Annotated in this window: 16 protein-coding genes, 1 tRNA gene and 1 pseudogene; 9 read left to right on the forward strand and 9 right to left on the reverse strand. The window is 59.0% G+C overall.

The features are described 5' to 3' along the window. Positions 1 to 19 precede the first annotated feature (19 nt). Both WA157_RS08780 and WA157_RS08785 read right to left on the reverse strand, forming a co-directional pair. Positions 20 to 664 carry a response regulator transcription factor gene (locus WA157_RS08780; protein ID WP_011463787.1) on the reverse strand — a complete coding sequence of 215 codons (645 nt, stop codon included), beginning with the start codon at positions 662 to 664 and terminating at the stop codon, positions 20 to 22. After that, a complete protein-coding gene (locus WA157_RS08785; RefSeq protein WP_422620572.1) occupies positions 661 to 2,739 on the reverse strand; it encodes a sensor histidine kinase in 2,079 nt (692 codons plus the stop codon). Before WA157_RS08785 ends, WA157_RS08780 begins: the two co-directional genes overlap by 4 nt. 35 nt (positions 2,740 to 2,774) lie before the next feature. Between WA157_RS08785 and WA157_RS08790 the strand changes: the two genes are divergently transcribed. The 5 genes from WA157_RS08790 (at position 2,775) to WA157_RS08810 (ending at position 8,669) form a co-directional block, all read left to right on the forward strand. Beyond that, the gene (locus tag WA157_RS08790) at positions 2,775 to 3,821 is read left to right on the forward strand and encodes a DctP family TRAP transporter solute-binding subunit (RefSeq protein ID WP_422620573.1); all 1,047 of its coding nucleotides are present in this window, start codon (positions 2,775 to 2,777) and stop codon (positions 3,819 to 3,821) included. 92 nt (positions 3,822 to 3,913) lie between these two features. Next, complete coding sequence (locus tag WA157_RS08795) at positions 3,914 to 4,909, forward strand: TRAP transporter substrate-binding protein (RefSeq protein ID WP_422620574.1); 996 nt, start codon at positions 3,914 to 3,916, stop codon at positions 4,907 to 4,909. 52 nt (positions 4,910 to 4,961) lie between these two features. After that, entirely contained in the window at positions 4,962 to 5,636 is a 675-nt protein-coding gene (locus WA157_RS08800; RefSeq protein ID WP_011463783.1) for a TRAP transporter small permease, read from the forward strand. Beyond that, positions 5,633 to 6,916 (forward strand): TRAP transporter large permease, encoded by a 1,284-nt coding sequence (locus tag WA157_RS08805; protein ID WP_422620575.1) that lies wholly within the window; start codon positions 5,633 to 5,635, stop codon positions 6,914 to 6,916. The genes WA157_RS08800 and WA157_RS08805 overlap by 4 nt, the downstream gene beginning before the upstream one ends. Positions 6,917 to 7,055: 139 nt before the next feature. Beyond that, the gene (locus tag WA157_RS08810; RefSeq protein ID WP_422620576.1) at positions 7,056 to 8,669 is read left to right on the forward strand and encodes a methyl-accepting chemotaxis protein; all 1,614 of its coding nucleotides are present in this window, start codon (positions 7,056 to 7,058) and stop codon (positions 8,667 to 8,669) included. Between the two features lie 155 nt (positions 8,670 to 8,824). Here the strand turns inward: WA157_RS08810 and WA157_RS08815 are convergent, their stop codons facing one another. Continuing rightward, positions 8,825 to 9,934 (reverse strand): 6-phosphofructokinase, encoded by a 1,110-nt coding sequence (locus WA157_RS08815; RefSeq protein ID WP_011463780.1) that lies wholly within the window; start codon positions 9,932 to 9,934, stop codon positions 8,825 to 8,827. Between the two features lie 61 nt (positions 9,935 to 9,995). Beyond that, positions 9,996 to 10,574 (reverse strand): cob(I)yrinic acid a,c-diamide adenosyltransferase, encoded by a 579-nt coding sequence (locus tag WA157_RS08820; RefSeq protein WP_011463779.1) that lies wholly within the window; start codon positions 10,572 to 10,574, stop codon positions 9,996 to 9,998. A gap of 105 nt (positions 10,575 to 10,679) precedes the next feature. Between WA157_RS08820 and WA157_RS08825 the strand changes: the two genes are divergently transcribed. Beyond that, positions 10,680 to 12,104 (forward strand): FAD-binding oxidoreductase, encoded by a 1,425-nt coding sequence (locus WA157_RS08825; RefSeq protein ID WP_422620577.1) that lies wholly within the window; start codon positions 10,680 to 10,682, stop codon positions 12,102 to 12,104. Positions 12,105 to 12,239: 135 nt separating this feature from the next. On the opposite strand, the gene WA157_RS08830 is transcribed toward WA157_RS08825, so the two are convergent. Both WA157_RS08830 and WA157_RS08835 read right to left on the reverse strand, forming a co-directional pair. Then, a tRNA-Arg gene (locus WA157_RS08830) sits at positions 12,240 to 12,316 on the reverse strand. Between the two features lie 52 nt (positions 12,317 to 12,368). After that, positions 12,369 to 12,881 (reverse strand): chemotaxis protein CheW, encoded by a 513-nt coding sequence (locus WA157_RS08835; protein ID WP_422620587.1) that lies wholly within the window; start codon positions 12,879 to 12,881, stop codon positions 12,369 to 12,371. 117 nt (positions 12,882 to 12,998) lie between these two features. Between WA157_RS08835 and WA157_RS08840 the strand changes: the two genes are divergently transcribed. Both WA157_RS08840 and WA157_RS08845 read left to right on the forward strand, forming a co-directional pair. Next, on the forward strand, positions 12,999 to 14,495 hold the full coding sequence (locus tag WA157_RS08840; RefSeq protein ID WP_422620578.1) for a wax ester/triacylglycerol synthase family O-acyltransferase: 1,497 nt from the start codon (positions 12,999 to 13,001) through the stop codon (positions 14,493 to 14,495). Positions 14,496 to 14,528: 33 nt separating this feature from the next. Next, positions 14,529 to 15,326 carry an esterase/lipase family protein gene (locus WA157_RS08845; protein ID WP_422620579.1) on the forward strand — a complete coding sequence of 266 codons (798 nt, stop codon included), beginning with the start codon at positions 14,529 to 14,531 and terminating at the stop codon, positions 15,324 to 15,326. A gap of 107 nt (positions 15,327 to 15,433) precedes the next feature. Here WA157_RS08845 and ppa read toward each other — a convergent pair whose 3' ends face one another. After that, positions 15,434 to 15,970, reverse strand: coding sequence for an inorganic diphosphatase (gene ppa / locus WA157_RS08850; RefSeq protein WP_422620580.1), 537 nt, complete (start codon positions 15,968 to 15,970; stop codon positions 15,434 to 15,436). Positions 15,971 to 16,021: 51 nt separating this feature from the next. Continuing rightward, complete coding sequence (locus tag WA157_RS08855; RefSeq protein WP_422620581.1) at positions 16,022 to 16,291, reverse strand: helix-turn-helix domain-containing protein; 270 nt, start codon at positions 16,289 to 16,291, stop codon at positions 16,022 to 16,024. Between the two features lie 101 nt (positions 16,292 to 16,392). Here WA157_RS08855 and WA157_RS08860 point away from each other — a divergent pair, with 101 nt between their 5' ends. Then, positions 16,393 to 16,620, forward strand: coding sequence for a hypothetical protein (locus WA157_RS08860; protein ID WP_422620582.1), 228 nt, complete (start codon positions 16,393 to 16,395; stop codon positions 16,618 to 16,620). On the opposite strand, the pseudogene WA157_RS08865 reads toward WA157_RS08860, so the two are convergent. After that, positions 16,604 to 16,721 (reverse strand): annotated as a pseudogene (locus WA157_RS08865) (IS630 family transposase); the annotation flags it as partial. The gene WA157_RS08860 and the pseudogene WA157_RS08865 overlap by 17 nt on opposite strands.

The raw sequence follows: 16,721 nt of genomic DNA on the forward strand, positions 1-16,721 counted from the left end.
AAAAGGCAGGCAGGCGCCATCAAGTCTGCGGCGGCTGGATGATCGACAACGGCTGCAGGCGCCCGAGCTTGTGGGCCAGCTCAACCGCCGAACTGACGCCCATTTTCTCAAAAATATGCGATCGGTGGAACTCGACGGTGCGTGGGGTAATGCCGAGATGGTCCGCAATGGTCTTGTTGTAGTGACCGCGAATCAGTTCATCCAGAACTTCACGCTCACGCGGGCTCAGGCTGGTCAGCGCCTGCTTGAGGCGATACACCTCCAGATCGGTGTCACTGATCGCTGACGCCGCCGCCAGCGCTTGCTCCACTCGGTCGACCAACTCATTGTCCTGAAACGGTTTTTCCAGAAAATCCCAGGCACCGCTCTTGACGGCCGCCACCGCCATGCCAACGTCGCCGTTGCCGGTCAAAAACAACACGGGCCAGGGGCAGCACAGCGCCTTGAGCCGCTCAAACGTGACCAACCCGGACAAGGGCGTCATGCGGACATCGAGCAACACCACCGCATGACCCCAATGACCCAGCATCGCCTTCGCTGCGTCCAAAAACGCCGGGCCGCCGTCCCACGTGGCTGCCACGTAGCCGCGCGAATCGAACAGCCAGGCCAGTCCATCCCGAATGTCCGGGTCATCGTCAACAATGTGAATGGCGGGTTGGTTCATGGGACTCCTTGGGCAACGAGCAGGCTGGGCAAAACTGGCGCGATCAAGGGCACATCGGCTAGCGGCAGCCAAACAACAAAGCGCGCACCGCCCAACTCGGGGTCACGCCCGACCTCGATCCGCCCATGATGGGCTTCCACAATAGATCGGCAGATGGCCAGACCCATGCCCATACCGCCTTCCTTGGTGCTGAAAAAAGCATTAAAAATAGTCACCTCATTTTCTTCCGTCACCCCGGGGCCGGAATCAGCCACCACCAGGGTAGCGAGACCTTGGGACCGGTCGCAGGCCATCTCGACCCGCACCTGCGCCAATCCCGGACCCCGATGTGCCCAGTGCAGGGCGTTATCCACCAGGTTGTTGATCAGATGCTCCAGGAGCAATTCGTCCGCATCAATCCAGATCGCTTGATTGTTATCCACCAGCGACACCTGGCGTGTCTGCGCGTCTGCCGTGCCGGCGAGAACCCGCCGCAAGACCGCCACCACGTCCAGGTGCTGACGGGAAAGTTCACGCCGGCGCGCAAAGGCATTGACGCGCTGAATGACGCCCCCCGCGCGCTCCGCCAAACGCGCCATGCGCGCCACCACCGGCTCCAACTCGTCCAACGTGATGTTGCCCCCGCGCAGACGATTGAGTAGCCCGTTGGCAAAGCTGCTGAGCGCACCCAGCGGCTGATTGAGCTCATGCGCCAGGGTGGAGGCAACCTCTCCAACGGCCACCAGACGGCCTGACGCTTCGAGTTTTTCTTGTTGCAGGGCGGCCATGCGTTGCGCCCGTTTGCGCTCACTGATATCCAATACGGAGCTCATCCAGCCGAGCTGCTCGCCATTAACGGTGGTAAGCGGTGCTTCATGGATCAACACATCCAACAGTTTCCCGTTGCGGTGTTGAAACTGCAGTTCTACGCCGTCGCCTTGCGTACCCTGAACAATGATGTCGCGATGCACCAGCTGAAGTTCATTGGCCTGATCGGCTGGCCAGTACGGCATGGGGGCAGACTTGCCCACCAGATCGGTCGCCAGGTAGCCCACCATGCTGCAAAAAGCTTGATTCACGTACAGGATTTTGCCGTGCTGGTCCCAGGCCCGCAGGCCGATGGTGACCGAATTTTCCATGGCTGTGCGCAAGGCCACCTCGGCTTGCAAGCGGGCCTGCACCTGCTGGCGTTTGACAAAGTCGCGCCGCAGCGCAACCAGACTGATCAGCATCCCCAGCAAAAAAAGCAGTGCCACCAAAAAGAAAATACGCGGCACCGTGGTCGGCTGCTCGCCGATGGGGGCGACTTCCAGGAACAGGTCCGGCCCTGGCAAATTCATGCTGGCCCGGTACGAATGAGCAGCCGACGCCTGCGCAGGCGTTGCATCGATGTCATCAGCGACCAGCCGCACGCTGTGGTTTTGCGCAAACCAGGCAGGCACCAAGGACCGAACCGCACGCTCCAGCGACAAGGCAGCCAGGTAATTGCCCACAAACTGGCCGCGATCAAAGAACGGCACCGCCAGCCAGACCACATCCGTCAAGGACCCATCAGCTTGCTGCATCGGTCCGGCGTAAGCCGAGCGCCGCAGACCGCGCGTGGTGTCCCGCATGGTGGCGAGCGCCTGCGCATTGGCTGGGTGCGCCGCCCAGTCCAGTTGCCAGCGCTGCGGCCCCACCCCGGCGTCATGGGACAGGCCAGCCGCCAGCCAGCCATGCGACAACACCACGCCTGGCTCGCGCCACAGCAAACCGCCTTGTACTTCAACACTCTTTGCCTTCTTGGGGCGGGTATTTGCGTCGCCCAGCACGGACTGACGGGCCAATACCAGCAAGTCGTCTTCCAGTCGGCGAAAATGAAACTGCACGCTCTGCTCCAGCCACTGCGCGTCGGCGGCGCGACGGCGTGTCTCTTCTTCGGCCTCAAAGTTATTCAGGTACAGCACCAGGGTAACCACCGCGCCCACCAGCAACAGCAACAAACCCAACAGCCACAAGAGCGTGCGTCGGCTGCGGCTGGCATGGCGCGGCAGCGTCTGCTGCAGCATGGCAAAGTCGCGCGACTGATAGGTGGGTAAAGGTTCGGTTTTGGTCACGAGTTTTTCCAACAAGTCCTCGCATAATAGCCAGCATGTCGCCTCCTGTTTTTTCCGCCTGCTCACCCCGCGCTGATCGCCGTCAATGGCTGCGCGGGCTGGCCGCCACCGCGCTGGCATCGGGCGCCCTGAAGGCGGCGCCAGCCCACGGCATCACGCTGCGGTTTTCGCACGTGGTGGCTGAGGAAACGCCTAAAGGGTTGGCGGCCAACCGCTTCAAGCTGCTGCTGGAGCAGCGCTCCGGCGGGCGCATTCAGGTACTGATCTATCCCGATGCCCAACTCTACGGCGACCACGACGAGATGCAGGCCCTGCAACTCGGTGCGGTGGACTTGCTGGCCCCCTCGCTGTCCAAGTTTGGTCGCATCGGTTTCCCGGAATTCGAGCTGTTTGACTTGCCGTTCCTGTTTGAAGAAGTGGCTGATGTGCGGCGGATCACCCAAGGTCCGCTTGGGAAACGGTTGCTGGCGCGTCTAAGCCAACAGGGCCTGGTGGGTCTGGGTTACTTTGACAACGGCTTCAAGCAAATGAGCGCCAACCGCCCCTTGCTGGCTCCAGCTGATTTTGTCGGTTTGCGCATGCGGGTGCAGGCCTCGCGCGTGATTGCGGCGCAGATGCGCGCGCTGGGCGCGCGCCCGGTCACGCTTGCATTCAGTGAAACCCGCCGCGCACTGGCCAGCGGGGTCGTGGACGGCACGGAAAACCCGGTGTCCAACTTCTGGACCCAGCGTATGCACGAAGTGCAAACCGACCTGAGCCTGACCGAGCATGGCTACCTGGGTTATGCGGTGGTGACCAATCAGCGCTTTTGGATGAGTCTGGCCAAAAGCGACCGCGCGCTGATCGGGCAGGCCCTGCGCGAGGCGCTCGCTTTTGGCAACCTGATTGCCGACACCCAAAACGACAAGGCCCTGGCGGCCTTGCGTGCGGCGGGTACCACCCGCATCCACACCCTGACCGATGGCCAGCGCGTGCGCCTGGCGCATGCGGTTGAACCCGTGCATCAGGCGCTGGCCAACCGCATTGGTTTGCAGTGGATGGACGAGCTGCGCCAGGCCCTGAATCAGCGACTATCGGGTTAACCCTAGCTGTTGAACGCCACAGTTGCTCTACCCTCGGGCGGGCGTTAATCTTCACTGGTTAGTGTTGTTTTTTTATTATTCAGGAGACATTCATGAAATTGAAATTAGTCCTTGCCAGTGCTTTGCTGGCTATCGGTTTGAGCGCAAGTGCCCAAACCATCATCAAGTTCAGCCACGTCGTTGCGGTCGATACACCCAAGGGCCAGGCGGCTTTGTTTTTTGCCAAGAAGGCGGACGAACTGACCAAGGGCAAGGTCAAGGTCGAGGTTTATGCCAACAGCGCCTTGTACAAAGACAAGGAAGAAATGGAAGCACTGCAAATTGGTTCAGTGCAGATGCTGGCGCCCTCGCTGGCCAAGTTTGGCCCCTTGGGCGTGAAAGAGTTCGAAGCTTTTGACCTGCCCTTCATCTTTGATGACACGGCCGATCTGCACAAGATCACGCAAGGCCCGGTCGGTGCCGGTCTACTGGCCAAGCTCGATTCCAGAGGCATTCATGGCCTGGCGTTCTGGGACAACGGTTTCAAGGCCTTCTCGGCCAATACACCGCTGAAGACCCCGGCTGATTTCAAGGGCAAAAAGTTCCGCATTCAGTCTTCCAAAGTGCTGGAAGAAGAAATTCGCTCCGTTGGCGGCATCCCGCAAGTGATGGCGTTCTCCGAGGTTTATCAGGCGCTGCAAACCGGCGTGGTCGATGGCACCGAGAACCCGATCTCCAACTTCTTCACCCAGAAGATGCATGAAGTGCAAAAGCACCTCTCGCTCACCAACCATGGCTATCTCGGCTATGCAGTCATTGTGAACAAGAAGTTCTGGGACGGTTTGCCCGCTGATGTGCGTGGCCAACTCGAACAGGCCATGAAGGAATCCACCGTCTATGCCAACCAGATTGCCCAAGCCGAAAACGACAAGGCGTTGGCCGGAGTCAAGGCGAGCGGCAAGACCACGGTTTACGTGCCCACCAAAGAAGAGCGCCTGGCCCTGAAGAAAGCCATGGCACCGGTGCACGTCAAGATGGCCGATCGCGTTGGCAAAGACACGCTGCAAAGCATCTACCAGGCCACTGGCTTTGACCCGACCAAGCTTTAAGCTGGTTTGACGTTCACCGCAAGATTGATGACAAGGCGTCGGAGCTCAATTCATGAAATTTCTTGATCACCTGGAAGAGTGGCTAGTCACCTTCCTGATGGGCGCTGCGACGCTGATCATCTTTGTGGCGGTGGTGCACCGCTACGCCGCTGGCTTGCCGATACCCGGCGTGCAAGACTGGCTCTTGTCGCTCTCCTTGAGCTGGGCGCAAGAGCTGACCATCATCATGTTTGTCTGGATGGCCAAGTTTGGCGCCGCCTATGGCGTGCGCACCGGCATTCACGTCGGGGTGGACGTGCTGATCAACCGCATGCAAGACAAGATGAAGAGCAAATTCATCGTCTTCGGGCTGTGTGCGGGCGCCCTGTTTACCGGCATTGTGGCCACCCTGGGTGCCACTTTTGTCTGGGACAACGGCGCGCACCATGCCTGGTTCAACCTGTTGGGTTTGTCCGTAGAAGGCATACCCGAAGGCCCGACCACACCCGACCTCGAAATGCCAACCTGGATGGTTTACAGCGCTGTGCCGCTGGGCACCAGCCTGATGTGTTTCCGTTTTTTGCAGGTCATGGTCAATTTTCTTAAAACCGGTGAGCTGCCGCATCATGACCACGGCCATGTCGAGGGTCTGGAAGCCGAAACACCCCCGGTCGACTTCAACCCGCTTGCCATGGATGACAACCTGCACCCTTCTGATTTGCAGAATAAAGAAGGGGATTCGAAATGAATGCCGCCATTATTTTTGTCCTCTTGCTGGTGCTCATGCTCACCGGCATGCCGATCTCGATTTCACTCGGCTTGACCGTTCTGACCTTCCTGTTTGGCTTTACCCATGTGCCGCTGGAGTCGGTGGCGCTGAAGCTTTTTACCGGCATTGAGAAGTTCGAGATCATGGCGATCCCGTTCTTCATCCTGGCGGGTAACTTTTTGACCCATGGCGGTGTGGCGCGGCGCATGATCAACTTTGCCTCCAGCATGGTCGGCCACTGGTACGGTGGCCTGGGACTGGCCGGCGTGGTGGCCTGCGCCCTGTTTGCGGCGGTGTCGGGTTCCTCGCCCGCGACCGTGGTGGCGATCGGCTCGATCTTGCTGCCAGCCATGACCAAAGCCGGTTTCCCCAAGAGCTTCGGCGCCGGGGTCATCACCACCTCAGGCGCGCTGGGCATTTTGATTCCGCCTTCGATCGTGATGGTGATGTATTCGGTGGCCACCAACACCTCGGTCGGCGCCTTGTTCATGGCCGGCGTGATACCGGGCCTCGCACTGGCCTGCGTGTTGGGGGGGGTTACTTTTTACCGCGCCCGCAAGTTCAACTACCCGCGCTTGCCCAAGGCCAGCTGGCCTGAGCGCCTGAAAACATTCAAGGCCTCAGCCTGGGGCTTGCTGCTGATCGTGATCGTGATGGGCGGCATTTATACCGGCATGTTCACGCCCACTGAAGCGGCGGCCATGAGCGCGGTCTATGCGTTTGTGGTGGCGGTGTTTGTCTACAAAGACATGAAGCTCAAGGACGTGCCCCGGGTGCTGCTGAATTCGGCCAATATGTCGGCGATGCTGCTCTACATCATCACCAACGCGGTGCTGTTCTCGTTCATCATGACCAATGAGAACATTCCGCAGGCGCTGGCCGACTGGATGCTGGGCAACGGCCTTGGCATGATCAGCTTCTTGCTGGCCGTGAACGTGATGCTGCTGCTGGCGGGCAACTTCATGGAGCCTTCCTCCATTGTGCTGATCTTTGCACCGATCCTGTTCCCGGTGGCCATGAAGCTGGGCATTGACCCGGTGCACTTTGGCATCATCATGGTGGTGAACATGGAAGTGGGCATGTGCCACCCGCCGGTGGGCCTGAACCTGTATGTGGCCTCCGGCATTACCAAGATGGGAATTACCGAGCTGACGGTGGCGGTCTGGCCGTGGCTGCTGGCGATGCTGGGCTTCCTGGTGCTGGTGACCTACTGGCCGCCCTTGTCAACCTGGTTCCCACGCATGCTGGGAATGATGTAGCTTGACTTGAACGATTGGTCGAGTGTCAGCGGGCACGTTCAGGCTTTGCGCCTGGCCGCTGCCCGTTTTTTTTTGCTGTACCCGTGAGCGTCAATCAAGGTGCCACGTCAACAGCAGTTGGTTTTTCAGGAGACGAAGAATGAAACTCGACAATATGAAGATTGCTACTCGGCTCATTCTCGGGTTTGGCACATTGGGTCTGTTGATTGCCTTTATGGGCGCAGTCGCGCAGTTCAAGGTCAGCGTGATGAACCAGCTGTTTGCCCAGGTCATTGCGGAACGCATCCCAAAAATCGTCTTGATCAACGACATCAAGGGCGATGTCACCTTGATCGCCGATGCGCTGCGCAACATGATCATCCTGAGCGACACGGAAAAAATCACCAAGGAAGGCGCCCGTATCCCGGCCGCCCGTGCGCGCATCGGTGAGCGGCTCAAACAGCTGGACACACAGATTACCGAGGCCCAAGGCAAGGCCGTGCTGGCGAAAGTGACCGCGACCCGCAGTCAATACGATCCGCTGGAGGCCGAGACCATGGACCTGGCCGCCGGCGGACAGGTGTTTGAGGCCAAGGCCATGCTGCTTGACAAAGTACGCCCGGCACAACAGGCTTATTTTGAAGCGCTCGACGGTTTGCTCAAGTACCAAAACACACTGCTCGATCAGTCCACGGCCGCTACACAGACGGCGGCAGCGAGCATGCCGCTGGTAATTGGTGCCACGCTGGTAATTGCTTTGGCGGTGGGCATCTTGCTGGCGGTCTGGATTATTCGCTCCATCACCCGTCCGATCCTGCAAGCGGTGCAACTCGCTCGCGGGGTGGCAGCAGGCGACCTGAGCATGCAGTTTGACGCCAGCGGCAAAAACGAAATTTCACAATTGCTGCAGGCGCTCAAGGAGATGCAAACCGGCTTGGTGCAAGTTGTCTGCAAGGTGCTCCAGGGAGCCCAAAGCGTCTCCAGCGCCAGCGCCGAGATTGCGCAGGGCAACCATGACCTGTCAGCGCGCACGGAATCCCAGGCCAGTTCACTGGAAGAAACCACCGCCTCGATGGAAGAGCTCAACTCGAACGTCAAGCACAACGCCGACAGCGCCGCCCAAGCCAACCAGCTCGCCATGAATGCTTCTACCGTGGCGGTCACGGGGGGTCAAGTCGTGGCGCAAGTGGTGCAGACCATGAAAGGCATTAACGACGCGTCGAAAAAAATCTCCGACATCATCAGCGTCATTGACGGCATCGCCTTTCAAACCAACATCCTGGCGCTCAACGCCGCCGTGGAAGCCGCCCGCGCCGGTGAGCAGGGTCGCGGTTTTGCCGTGGTGGCAAGCGAAGTGCGCAGCCTGGCCGGGCGTTCAGCCGATGCGGCCAAAGAGATCAAGTCCTTGATCAATGCCAGTGTCGAGCGGGTGGAACAGGGCTCCACTTTGGTGGACCAGGCCGGAGCCACCATGACCGAGGTGGTTAGCGCCATCCGGCGAGTCACCGACATCATGAGCGAGATCAGTGCAGCCAGCCATCAGCAGAGTGCCGGCGTGTCGCAAGTGGGCGAGGCGGTGAACCAAATGGATCAGGTGACACAGCAAAATGCTGCACTGGTCGAAGAGATGGCGGCGGCGGCTAGCAGCCTCAGAACCCAGGCGCAGGATCTGGTGCAAGTGGTCGCTGTTTTCAAGCTCGGCACCGATGACGGTCAGCGTGTCGCGCCGCCACAAGCCTTGCGTGAGGGCTCGCCTCGCGCTTTACTCAGATGATCACAGGAACCCCGGTAGCTGCTTTTTTTAAACAAAATAGCGCTCTAGCCCCCGTCAAATAAGCACATATAGCTATATATTTTATAGCTCATGACGTTCGCAAGCGCCAGCAGAATCGTGTGATTTTTCAGCGGTAACCCATCATCGCGCGTGGTTCAATCGCCAAAACAAATCCCCAGATCACGTCCGGTTTGCAGCGTGTCGCTGTCCAGCGGCACCGCCTTCATGTGGCCCGCCACTTCTTCCAGCGCGACGTAATCGACGCCGGTCAAGCCCAGAGACACCATGATGCCGGACTGCCCTTCGTCCAGCGCGCGCACCGCTGCCGCACCAAAACGCAGGGCCGCCAGCCGGTCGAAGGCGGTCGGACTGCCACCGCGCAGCAAATGCCCCAGCACCACCACACGCGTGTCTTTGCCGGTGCGCTCGGCCAGCGCGCGGCCGACGCGCTCGCCAATACCACCCAGACGCTCGGCATGGCCCGCCTCGGCCGGGGCCGCCAACTCGCGGTGACCGTCGCCCGGCTGCGCCCCTTCGGCCACCAGCACAATGGAATACAGCCGCCCTTCGGCGTCACGCGCGCGAATCTTGGCCGCCACCTGCTCCAGATCGAAGCTGATCTCGGGCATCAAAATGACGTGCGCATTGCCCGCAATGCCCGAGTGCAGGGCGATCCAGCCGGCATAGCGCCCCATCACTTCGACCACCATCACGCGCTGGTGGCTCTCGGCCGTACTGTGCAGGCGGTCCAGGCACTCGGTGGCAAAGCCCACCGCCGTGTCAAAACCGAAGGTGGTAAAGGTCTTGTCCAGGTCGTTGTCGATGGTCTTGGGCACGCCCACCACACGCAGGCCTTTCTGGTGCAGGGCATTCGCAATGGTGAGCGAGCCGTCGCCGCCGATAGCCACCAGCGCGTCAATCTGGTGGGTGGCAAAGTAGGTCAGAATTTCGTCCGAGCGGTCAATCTCCCGCGTACTACCGTCGGGCAGCGTGATCGGAAAATGCAGAGGGTCGCCTTTGTTGGTGGTGCCCAGGATGGTGCCCCCCAGATGCCCGATGCCGCGCACCTTGTCGCGTGTCAGCCGAACCACGCCGCCTTGCGGGTAGCGCTCTGGAAACAAGATGCCATTAAAACCATCACGGATGCCGTAGCACTCCCAGCCCCGGTTGGCAGCGGCAATCATCACCGACTGGATGACGGCGTTGAGGCCGGGGGCGTCACCGCCGCCGGTGTTGACGGCAATACGCCGGATTGAGTTTGTCATGGCTATTCCTGCTCAAGAATCTGAAGATGAAGAATACGCGCGAATCGGTTTAAGCCCCCATTCAATCGGCAGACGCTCGCGCCAGCTTTTCGCTCTTCCAGTACACGTCATCGCCTACGCTGCCATCGGTGCGATAGCGGTTGAGCACGCGGGCCAGCACAAACATCAGGTCGCTCAAGCGGTTGAGGTACTGGCGCGGCGTGTCTTTCAGGCTCTCCTGCCCTTCCAGCGCCACCACAGCGCGCTCGGCGCGACGCGCCACCGTGCGACACACATGGGCCAAGGAGGCCGCGCGCGTACCCGCAGGCAGGATGAACTCCTGCAGCCGTGGCAGTGCCTCGTTGTGCTCGGCCAGCGCGGCATCGAGCGCCAGCACCGCCTCGGGCTTGAGCAGCTCAAAACCGGGGATGGAGAGCTCGCCACCCAGGTTAAACAGCTGGTGCTGGATCTCCACCAACAGGGTGCGCACACCCTGCGGCATGGCTTCGCACAGCAACACACCAATGTTGGAGTTGAGCTCATCCACGTCGCCCATGGCGTGCACACGCAGGCTGTCTTTTGACACGCGGGTGTTGTCCCCCAGCCCGGTGGTGCCGTTGTCGCCGGTGCGGGTGGCAATTTGCGTCAGTCTTTGTCCCATAAAAATGACTCCTGAAGTTGAGCTATTGTTGCAGCAAAATACAGATTGATAACTTGTGGAACAGGCCGCAGCAAAGCTCTGTCCCCTAACTGATTGAAAGAACCCATGAACCCTCTCGCCAAGAGCTCACCCCTGCGACCAGACACCCAGCAACGCGCGGTGCCCGCCGCCCTCATCGACGCGCTAAAGAAACGCTTTGCCGAGCGCTGCACGACCGCTTTGGTGGTGCGCGAGCAGCACGGGCGCGATGAGTCGTCTTTTGAAGCACCGCCGCCAGCGGCCGTGGTGTTTGCCGAAAGCACGGCCGATGTCGCGTTCACCGTGAAAATGGCCAGCGACCATGGCGTTCCGGTCATTCCCTTTGGCGTCGGCACGTCGCTTGAAGGACATTTGCTGGCTGTACAGGGTGGCATCAGCCTTGACGTCGGTCGCATGAACCAGGTGCTGTCGATCAACGCCGAAGACCTGACGGTGACGGTGCAAGCGGGGGTCACGCGCAAGCAGCTCAATGAAGCAGTCAAGAGTACCGGCCTGTTTTTCCCGATTGACCCCGGCGCTGACGCCACCCTGGGCGGCATGAGTGCCACCCGCGCCAGCGGCACCAACGCCGTGCGCTACGGCACCATGCGCGAAAACGTGCTGGCGCTGGAAGTCGTCACGGCGCAAGGCGACATCATCCGCACCGGCACCCGCGCCAAGAAATCCGCGGCTGGCTATGACCTGACGCGCCTGCTGGTGGGCAGTGAAGGCACGCTGGGCGTGATCACCGAGGTCACCGTCAAGCTCTATCCCCTGCCCGAGGCGATCTCGGCGGCGATCTGCTCGTTTCCGAGCATCGAGGCGGCGGTACGCACCACCATCCAGATCATCCAGATGGGCATTCCCATTGCGCGCGTGGAACTGATTGACGCCAACACGGTGCGCATGGTCAACAACTACGCCAAATTGGGTCTGAGGGAAGAGCCCTTGCTGCTGATGGAGTTTCACGGCTCGCCCGCCAGTGTGAAAGAACAGGCTGAAATGGTGCAGGAGATTGCCAGCGAATTCGGCAGCCACGCATTTGAATGGGCAACCACGCCCGAAGAGCGCACCCGGCTGTGGACCGCCCGCCACAATGCCTACTTTGCCGCCATCCAATCCAAGCCCGGTTGCCGCGCCATTTCAACCGACACTTGCGTGCCGATTTCCCGCCTGGCCGACTGCCTGCTGGACTCGGTGGCCGAGGCCGAGGCCAGTGGCATCCCCTACTTTCTGGTCGGCCACGTCGGCGACGGCAACTTCCACTTTGGCTATCTGATCGACCCCAAGCAACCCGAAGAACGCAACATCGCCGAAAAGTTGAACCACGCCCTGGTGGCACGCGCCCTGGCGCTGGACGGCACCTGCAGTGGCGAGCACGGCGTGGGCCTGCACAAAATGGATTTTCTGGTGACGGAGACCGGCGCTGGCGCCGTGGACATGATGCGCTGCATCAAAAAAGCACTGGATCCGAAGAACATCATGAATCCGGGCAAAATCTTTGTGCTATAAATTTGGTAGCTACCAGCGCTTCTGGAATAAGGGCTGGTGGCCAATTATCCAAATAAAACCCGCCATGCGAACGGGTATTGATGCGCCAATGACAAAAGGGTTAGCACGCGATAACGTGCTAACCCTTGTCTTTACTGGTGCGGCTGGCAGGAATTGAACCCACGACCCCTTGGTTCGTAGCCAAGTACTCTATCCAACTGAGCTACAGCCGCGAAAGCGTGAATTGTAGCATGCCAAAAATCATTCCCGATGAGGCAATCTTGCTCAGGACACTGCCGCCAGCATGCCCATCTCGGCATTGCTCATCAAGGCCTCCATGTTCATCACAATCAGCATGCGATCGCCAATATTGGCCAGACCGGTGATAAAGCGCGAGTCGATGGCAGTGTCAAATTGTGGCGCCGCCTTGATGGCCTGCGAAGTCAGCGTGACCACATCCGACACCGAATCCACCACGGCGCCAATGACGGTGCCACGCACATTCAAAATGATGACCACCGTAAATTCGTTGTACTCGACCTTGTCGATATTGAGCTTGAGACGCAGATCCACAATCGGCACGATGACACCACGCAGATTGATCACCCCCTTGATGAACGAGGGCGCATTGACCATGCGGGTGGGCTCTTCATAGGAGCGAATTTCCTGCACGCGCAAAATATCGATCGCATATTCTTCGCCGCCGAGCCGCAGCGTGAGGTATTGACCGCCATCGACCACGGTTTGAGCAGCAGGCGTGCCCGATTGAAAGGTGTTGGCAGTTTTCTTTTGCATCATTTCCATGGCTTCAATTCCTTTGCGTCGGATAGGTCGGTAGGGCATGATACACGCGCAAGACAAGCCCCCGGTAGTGCCTTACCCAGGCGGCGTTATCCTGATAAAGAGAGATAAACCATGAAGACACTCAGCGGCCTTGACGCCTCTTTCCTTTACCTTGAGACACCCGAAATGCCGATGCACGTGGGTTCATTTTGTCTTTATGAACTGCCCGCAGACTTCAAGGGAACACTGCGCAAAGCGCTCCAGACGCATATTGCACAGCGCCTGCATCTGGCCGGCATCTTTAACCATAGGCTCGGCTTCATGCCACTGGATCTGGGACATCCGATCTGGGTTGCGGTTGAAGAGCTCGACCTTGACTTTCATATTCGACCGGTGAAGGGAAAAGTCCTGACGCTGCGCCAGGCTAAGGCGGTCTGCGCTGAACTGCACATGCAGCTGATGGATCGCGAGCGCCCGTTGTGGGAATTCCATGTGTTTGAGCGCATCAAACGTCCGGACGGCAGCCTGTGCGCGGGCGTGTACTCCAAAGTCCACCATGCCGCGCTGGACGGCAAGGCGGGAACCGTGCTGACCCATGCCATCATGGACATCAGCGCCACGCCACGGGACGTGCCGCCGCCGGGCAAGGGACGCAGCGACGACGCGCAGCACGAACTCAAGATGGGCGACATGATTGGCGCGGTGTTTTCCAATTCGCTGGCGCAATACATGAAGCTGATCAAGGCCATTCCCCAGACGGCGCGCGCCTTGGGCAGCACGCTGGTCAAGCAGTCGTTCAGTGGCACAGGCCAGAACAGGCGGCCCAAGTCGCCGCTGCGCCTCGCCCCCATGACTGATTTCAACGTGGCGGTCACACGAGAACGCAGCTTTGGTACTGTCAGCCTGCCCTTTGCCGACTGCCGCGCCATGGCCAAAGCAGTCGGCGGGTCGTTCAACGACATTGTTTTATGGCTTTGTGCCACAGCGCTGCGAACTTACTTGAGTCAACATGGCGGCATCCCGAAAAAATCATTGCTGGCCGCCATGCCGATCAGCCTGCGCGAAGATGGCAATCAAGACCTCAATACCCAGGCGTCGATGACGGTGGTGGAACTCGGAACGCAATATGCCAACCCGATGAAGCGCCTCAAGACCATCATGAGCTCCACCACCAAGGTCAAAACTGCGATGCTTGACCTCAAAGGGCTTCTCCCCACCGATTACCCGTCCTTGCTCGCGCCCTGGATCGTTGGCGGCATTGCAAAAGCGGCTTTCAAAGCCTACAGTGCCACCGGTCTGTCGCACCGCTTGCCGATGCTGGCCAATCTGGTCATCAGCAATGTGCCCGGCCCGCAAGTGCCCCTGTACATGGCGGGCGCCAAAATGCTCACCTTTCATCCGATGTCGATTGTGGTCCATGGTGTCGCGCTCAACATCACGATCCAGACCTACGCCGGCTCCGTGGATTTTGGCCTGATTGCCGACAAACAGGCGCTGCCTCAGATGCACGAATTGACCAACGCGTTACAAGACGCGTTTCAAGCGGGGCGAGAGCTGCTGAGGCCGATTGAAAAGGTCACGAAGGCGACTCCAAACAAGAAATCACGCGCCAAATCGATACCCGTCTAGTTTATTTATCCCAAAGAATGCTAGCCTTCAACCATGGCAACCAAGCAAAAAAAAGACACTTCTGCTAGCGCCAACGCGCCTGCGCCGAGCGCCTGGCTCATGGCGCTGGAGTTCCGGGCTTTTTGGGAACTGGGGGCGGTCATTCCGGCCTGGCCTTTTTTGCGCCAGGCGCCAACCGGAGACGGTCACTCCGTGATTGTGTTTCCTGGCCTGTCAGCCAGTGACGCGTCCACCCTGCCGATGCGCAGCTTTCTTGAAAACCTGGGGCACGATGTTTCTGGCTGGAACCAGGGCACCAACTTTGGTCCGCGCGCCGGTGTGCTGCAGGCCGCGCGCCAGCAAGTCATCGACACCTGTCAGGTCACGGGCCAAAAAGTCAGCCTGGTGGGCTGGAGCCTGGGCGGCATTTACGCCCGTGAACTGGCCAAAGAACTGCCTGACTGTGTGCGTGACGTCATCACGCTGGGCACACCGTTTGCCGGTTCACACGAAAGCACCAACGCCTGGCACTTGTACCAACTCGTCAGCGGGCGCGACATTCACGGCGAAGTTGAACAGTTTGATTTGCCGGTGGCGCCCCCGGTGCCAACCACCTCCATTTTTTCCCGCACCGACGGCATCGTCGCCTGGCCTGCCAGCATCCAGGCGCCTTGCAAGATCAATCGGCTGACTGAAAACATCGAAGTCATTGCCAGCCACGTCGGGCTTGGGCTCAACCCCAGCGCCTGGTGGGCCGTAGCCGACCGCCTCGCACAAGCTGAAGGCAAGTGGCAGCCGTTCGCGCACAAGGGCGGTTTGCATGGGCTGATCTTCCCGAATCCGGCGCGCTGAGCCTGTGCCCAAAAAAAAATGCCTGCCGTGTTACCACCGGCAGGCGCTTCATTTATTATAGCTACTCACGCCCATTCGACGGGGGCTAGAGGCTAAAAAGATATAGATCAGGGAAGTGTCTTGTTGTAGTTGGCAATGCCATCCATGATTTCCTGCTTGGCAGATTCCGGCCCCTCCCAACCCAAAATCTTGACCCATTTGTTGGCTTCCAGGTCTTTGTAGTGCTCAAAAAAGTGCGCAATGGTCTTCAGGCGCACCGGGCTCAGGTCTTCGGGCTTTTGCCAGCGCGTGTAGAGCGACAGAATCTTGTCGATCGGCACCGCCAGTACTTTGCCGTCCTGGCCGGCTTCATCTTCCATCTTCAGGATACCAATAGCGCGGCAGGTCACTACCACGCCCGGGATCAGCGGCACCGGCGTGATGACCAGCACGTCCACTGGGTCGCCGTCACCGCTGATAGTTTGGGGCACATAACCGTAGTTGGTCGGGTAATGCATCGCCGTGCTCATGAAACGATCCACAAAGATGGCATGGGTTTCATGGTCCACCTCGTACTTCACGGGGTCGGCGTTCATCGGAATTTCAATAATGACATTGAAGGCTTCGGGACAGTTTTTGCCGGGAGTAACGTTATCGAGGGACATAGTGGCTTCTTTGCATTGAGTTAAATCAGGAAAATCAGAAAAACCTAAGGATTAACCCTGATTTTGTCGTAACTCGCTTACAGCTTTCTTCCAAATGGAAGCGTAGCGGGGATTCATTTCGGCTTGAAGCTCGATAACGGTCGGGATTACGGGTAGTCCCGCTTTGTCGGCGAGGAAAGCTATTTCGCTTGCGTCTGGTTTCCAGTGCCCTTTTCTCCAGTCACTAATTCGGGCTGGTGACTTTCCCATTTCAGCGGCTAATTGCGCTTGTGTTTGTGAGCATACTTTTGTCGCTGTGTCAATTAGGGTTTTTACATCCATTTTTTTTCTCCTTAAATTTCGATAAATCGAAATTGTGCTGTACATTTCGAAAAACCGAATTTCGATTAATCGATAAAACGCACTTTAACAGAGAACTCCAAATGGAACAGCAAGCTCTTCAAAACGGCACCAGTTCGCGCAACGCGAATCAATGGCGTCAAGTGGCCGATTTTCTCGATGTTCAATGGCTGGCCTCTATGGGCCTTCGTCGCGTAGCGCGGGTAAGCGGTATGTGCGGCGAAGCCGCACTCGCTCCGCGCGAAGCGCTCCCCGTTGGTAATACGGGGATAACCTCACTTTCCGAGCTAGTGTTTAATTGCGTAAATTAACAATTGTATTTCTGAGTTGGGCACCTCGAACCTCACGTTTCCTCCAAACAAACGGGGCGGCTGTTTCGTTGTAGCGGGTTACAAACGCCTCAATGGCTTGT

This window comes from Rhodoferax ferrireducens, from assembly GCF_049302455.1.
In the GTDB taxonomy this organism is placed as follows: Bacteria; Pseudomonadota; Gammaproteobacteria; order Burkholderiales; family Burkholderiaceae_C; genus Rhodoferax; species Rhodoferax ferrireducens_B.

What these genes read in the sequence shown, in the direction of transcription:
- WA157_RS08800 (WP_011463783.1), top strand. Translation starts at nt 4,962, where the DNA reads ATGAAATTTCTTGATCACCTGGAAGAGTGGCTAGTCACCTTCCTGATG.
- WA157_RS08815 (WP_011463780.1), bottom strand. Translation starts at nt 9,934, where the DNA reads ATGACAAACTCAATCCGGCGTATTGCCGTCAACACCGGCGGCGGTGAC.
- WA157_RS08795 (WP_422620574.1), top strand. Translation starts at nt 3,914, where the DNA reads ATGAAATTGAAATTAGTCCTTGCCAGTGCTTTGCTGGCTATCGGTTTG.
- WA157_RS08790 (WP_422620573.1), top strand. Translation starts at nt 2,775, where the DNA reads ATGTCGCCTCCTGTTTTTTCCGCCTGCTCACCCCGCGCTGATCGCCGT.
- WA157_RS08810 (WP_422620576.1), top strand. Translation starts at nt 7,056, where the DNA reads ATGAAACTCGACAATATGAAGATTGCTACTCGGCTCATTCTCGGGTTT.
- ppa (WP_422620580.1), bottom strand. Translation starts at nt 15,970, where the DNA reads ATGTCCCTCGATAACGTTACTCCCGGCAAAAACTGTCCCGAAGCCTTC.
- WA157_RS08780 (WP_011463787.1), bottom strand. Translation starts at nt 664, where the DNA reads ATGAACCAACCCGCCATTCACATTGTTGACGATGACCCGGACATTCGG.
- WA157_RS08825 (WP_422620577.1), top strand. Translation starts at nt 10,680, where the DNA reads ATGAACCCTCTCGCCAAGAGCTCACCCCTGCGACCAGACACCCAGCAA.
- WA157_RS08835 (WP_422620587.1), bottom strand. Translation starts at nt 12,881, where the DNA reads ATGATGCAAAAGAAAACTGCCAACACCTTTCAATCGGGCACGCCTGCT.
- WA157_RS08855 (WP_422620581.1), bottom strand. Translation starts at nt 16,291, where the DNA reads ATGGATGTAAAAACCCTAATTGACACAGCGACAAAAGTATGCTCACAA.
- WA157_RS08860 (WP_422620582.1), top strand. Translation starts at nt 16,393, where the DNA reads ATGGAACAGCAAGCTCTTCAAAACGGCACCAGTTCGCGCAACGCGAAT.
- WA157_RS08845 (WP_422620579.1), top strand. Translation starts at nt 14,529, where the DNA reads ATGGCAACCAAGCAAAAAAAAGACACTTCTGCTAGCGCCAACGCGCCT.
- WA157_RS08840 (WP_422620578.1), top strand. Translation starts at nt 12,999, where the DNA reads ATGAAGACACTCAGCGGCCTTGACGCCTCTTTCCTTTACCTTGAGACA.
- WA157_RS08820 (WP_011463779.1), bottom strand. Translation starts at nt 10,574, where the DNA reads ATGGGACAAAGACTGACGCAAATTGCCACCCGCACCGGCGACAACGGC.
- WA157_RS08805 (WP_422620575.1), top strand. Translation starts at nt 5,633, where the DNA reads ATGAATGCCGCCATTATTTTTGTCCTCTTGCTGGTGCTCATGCTCACC.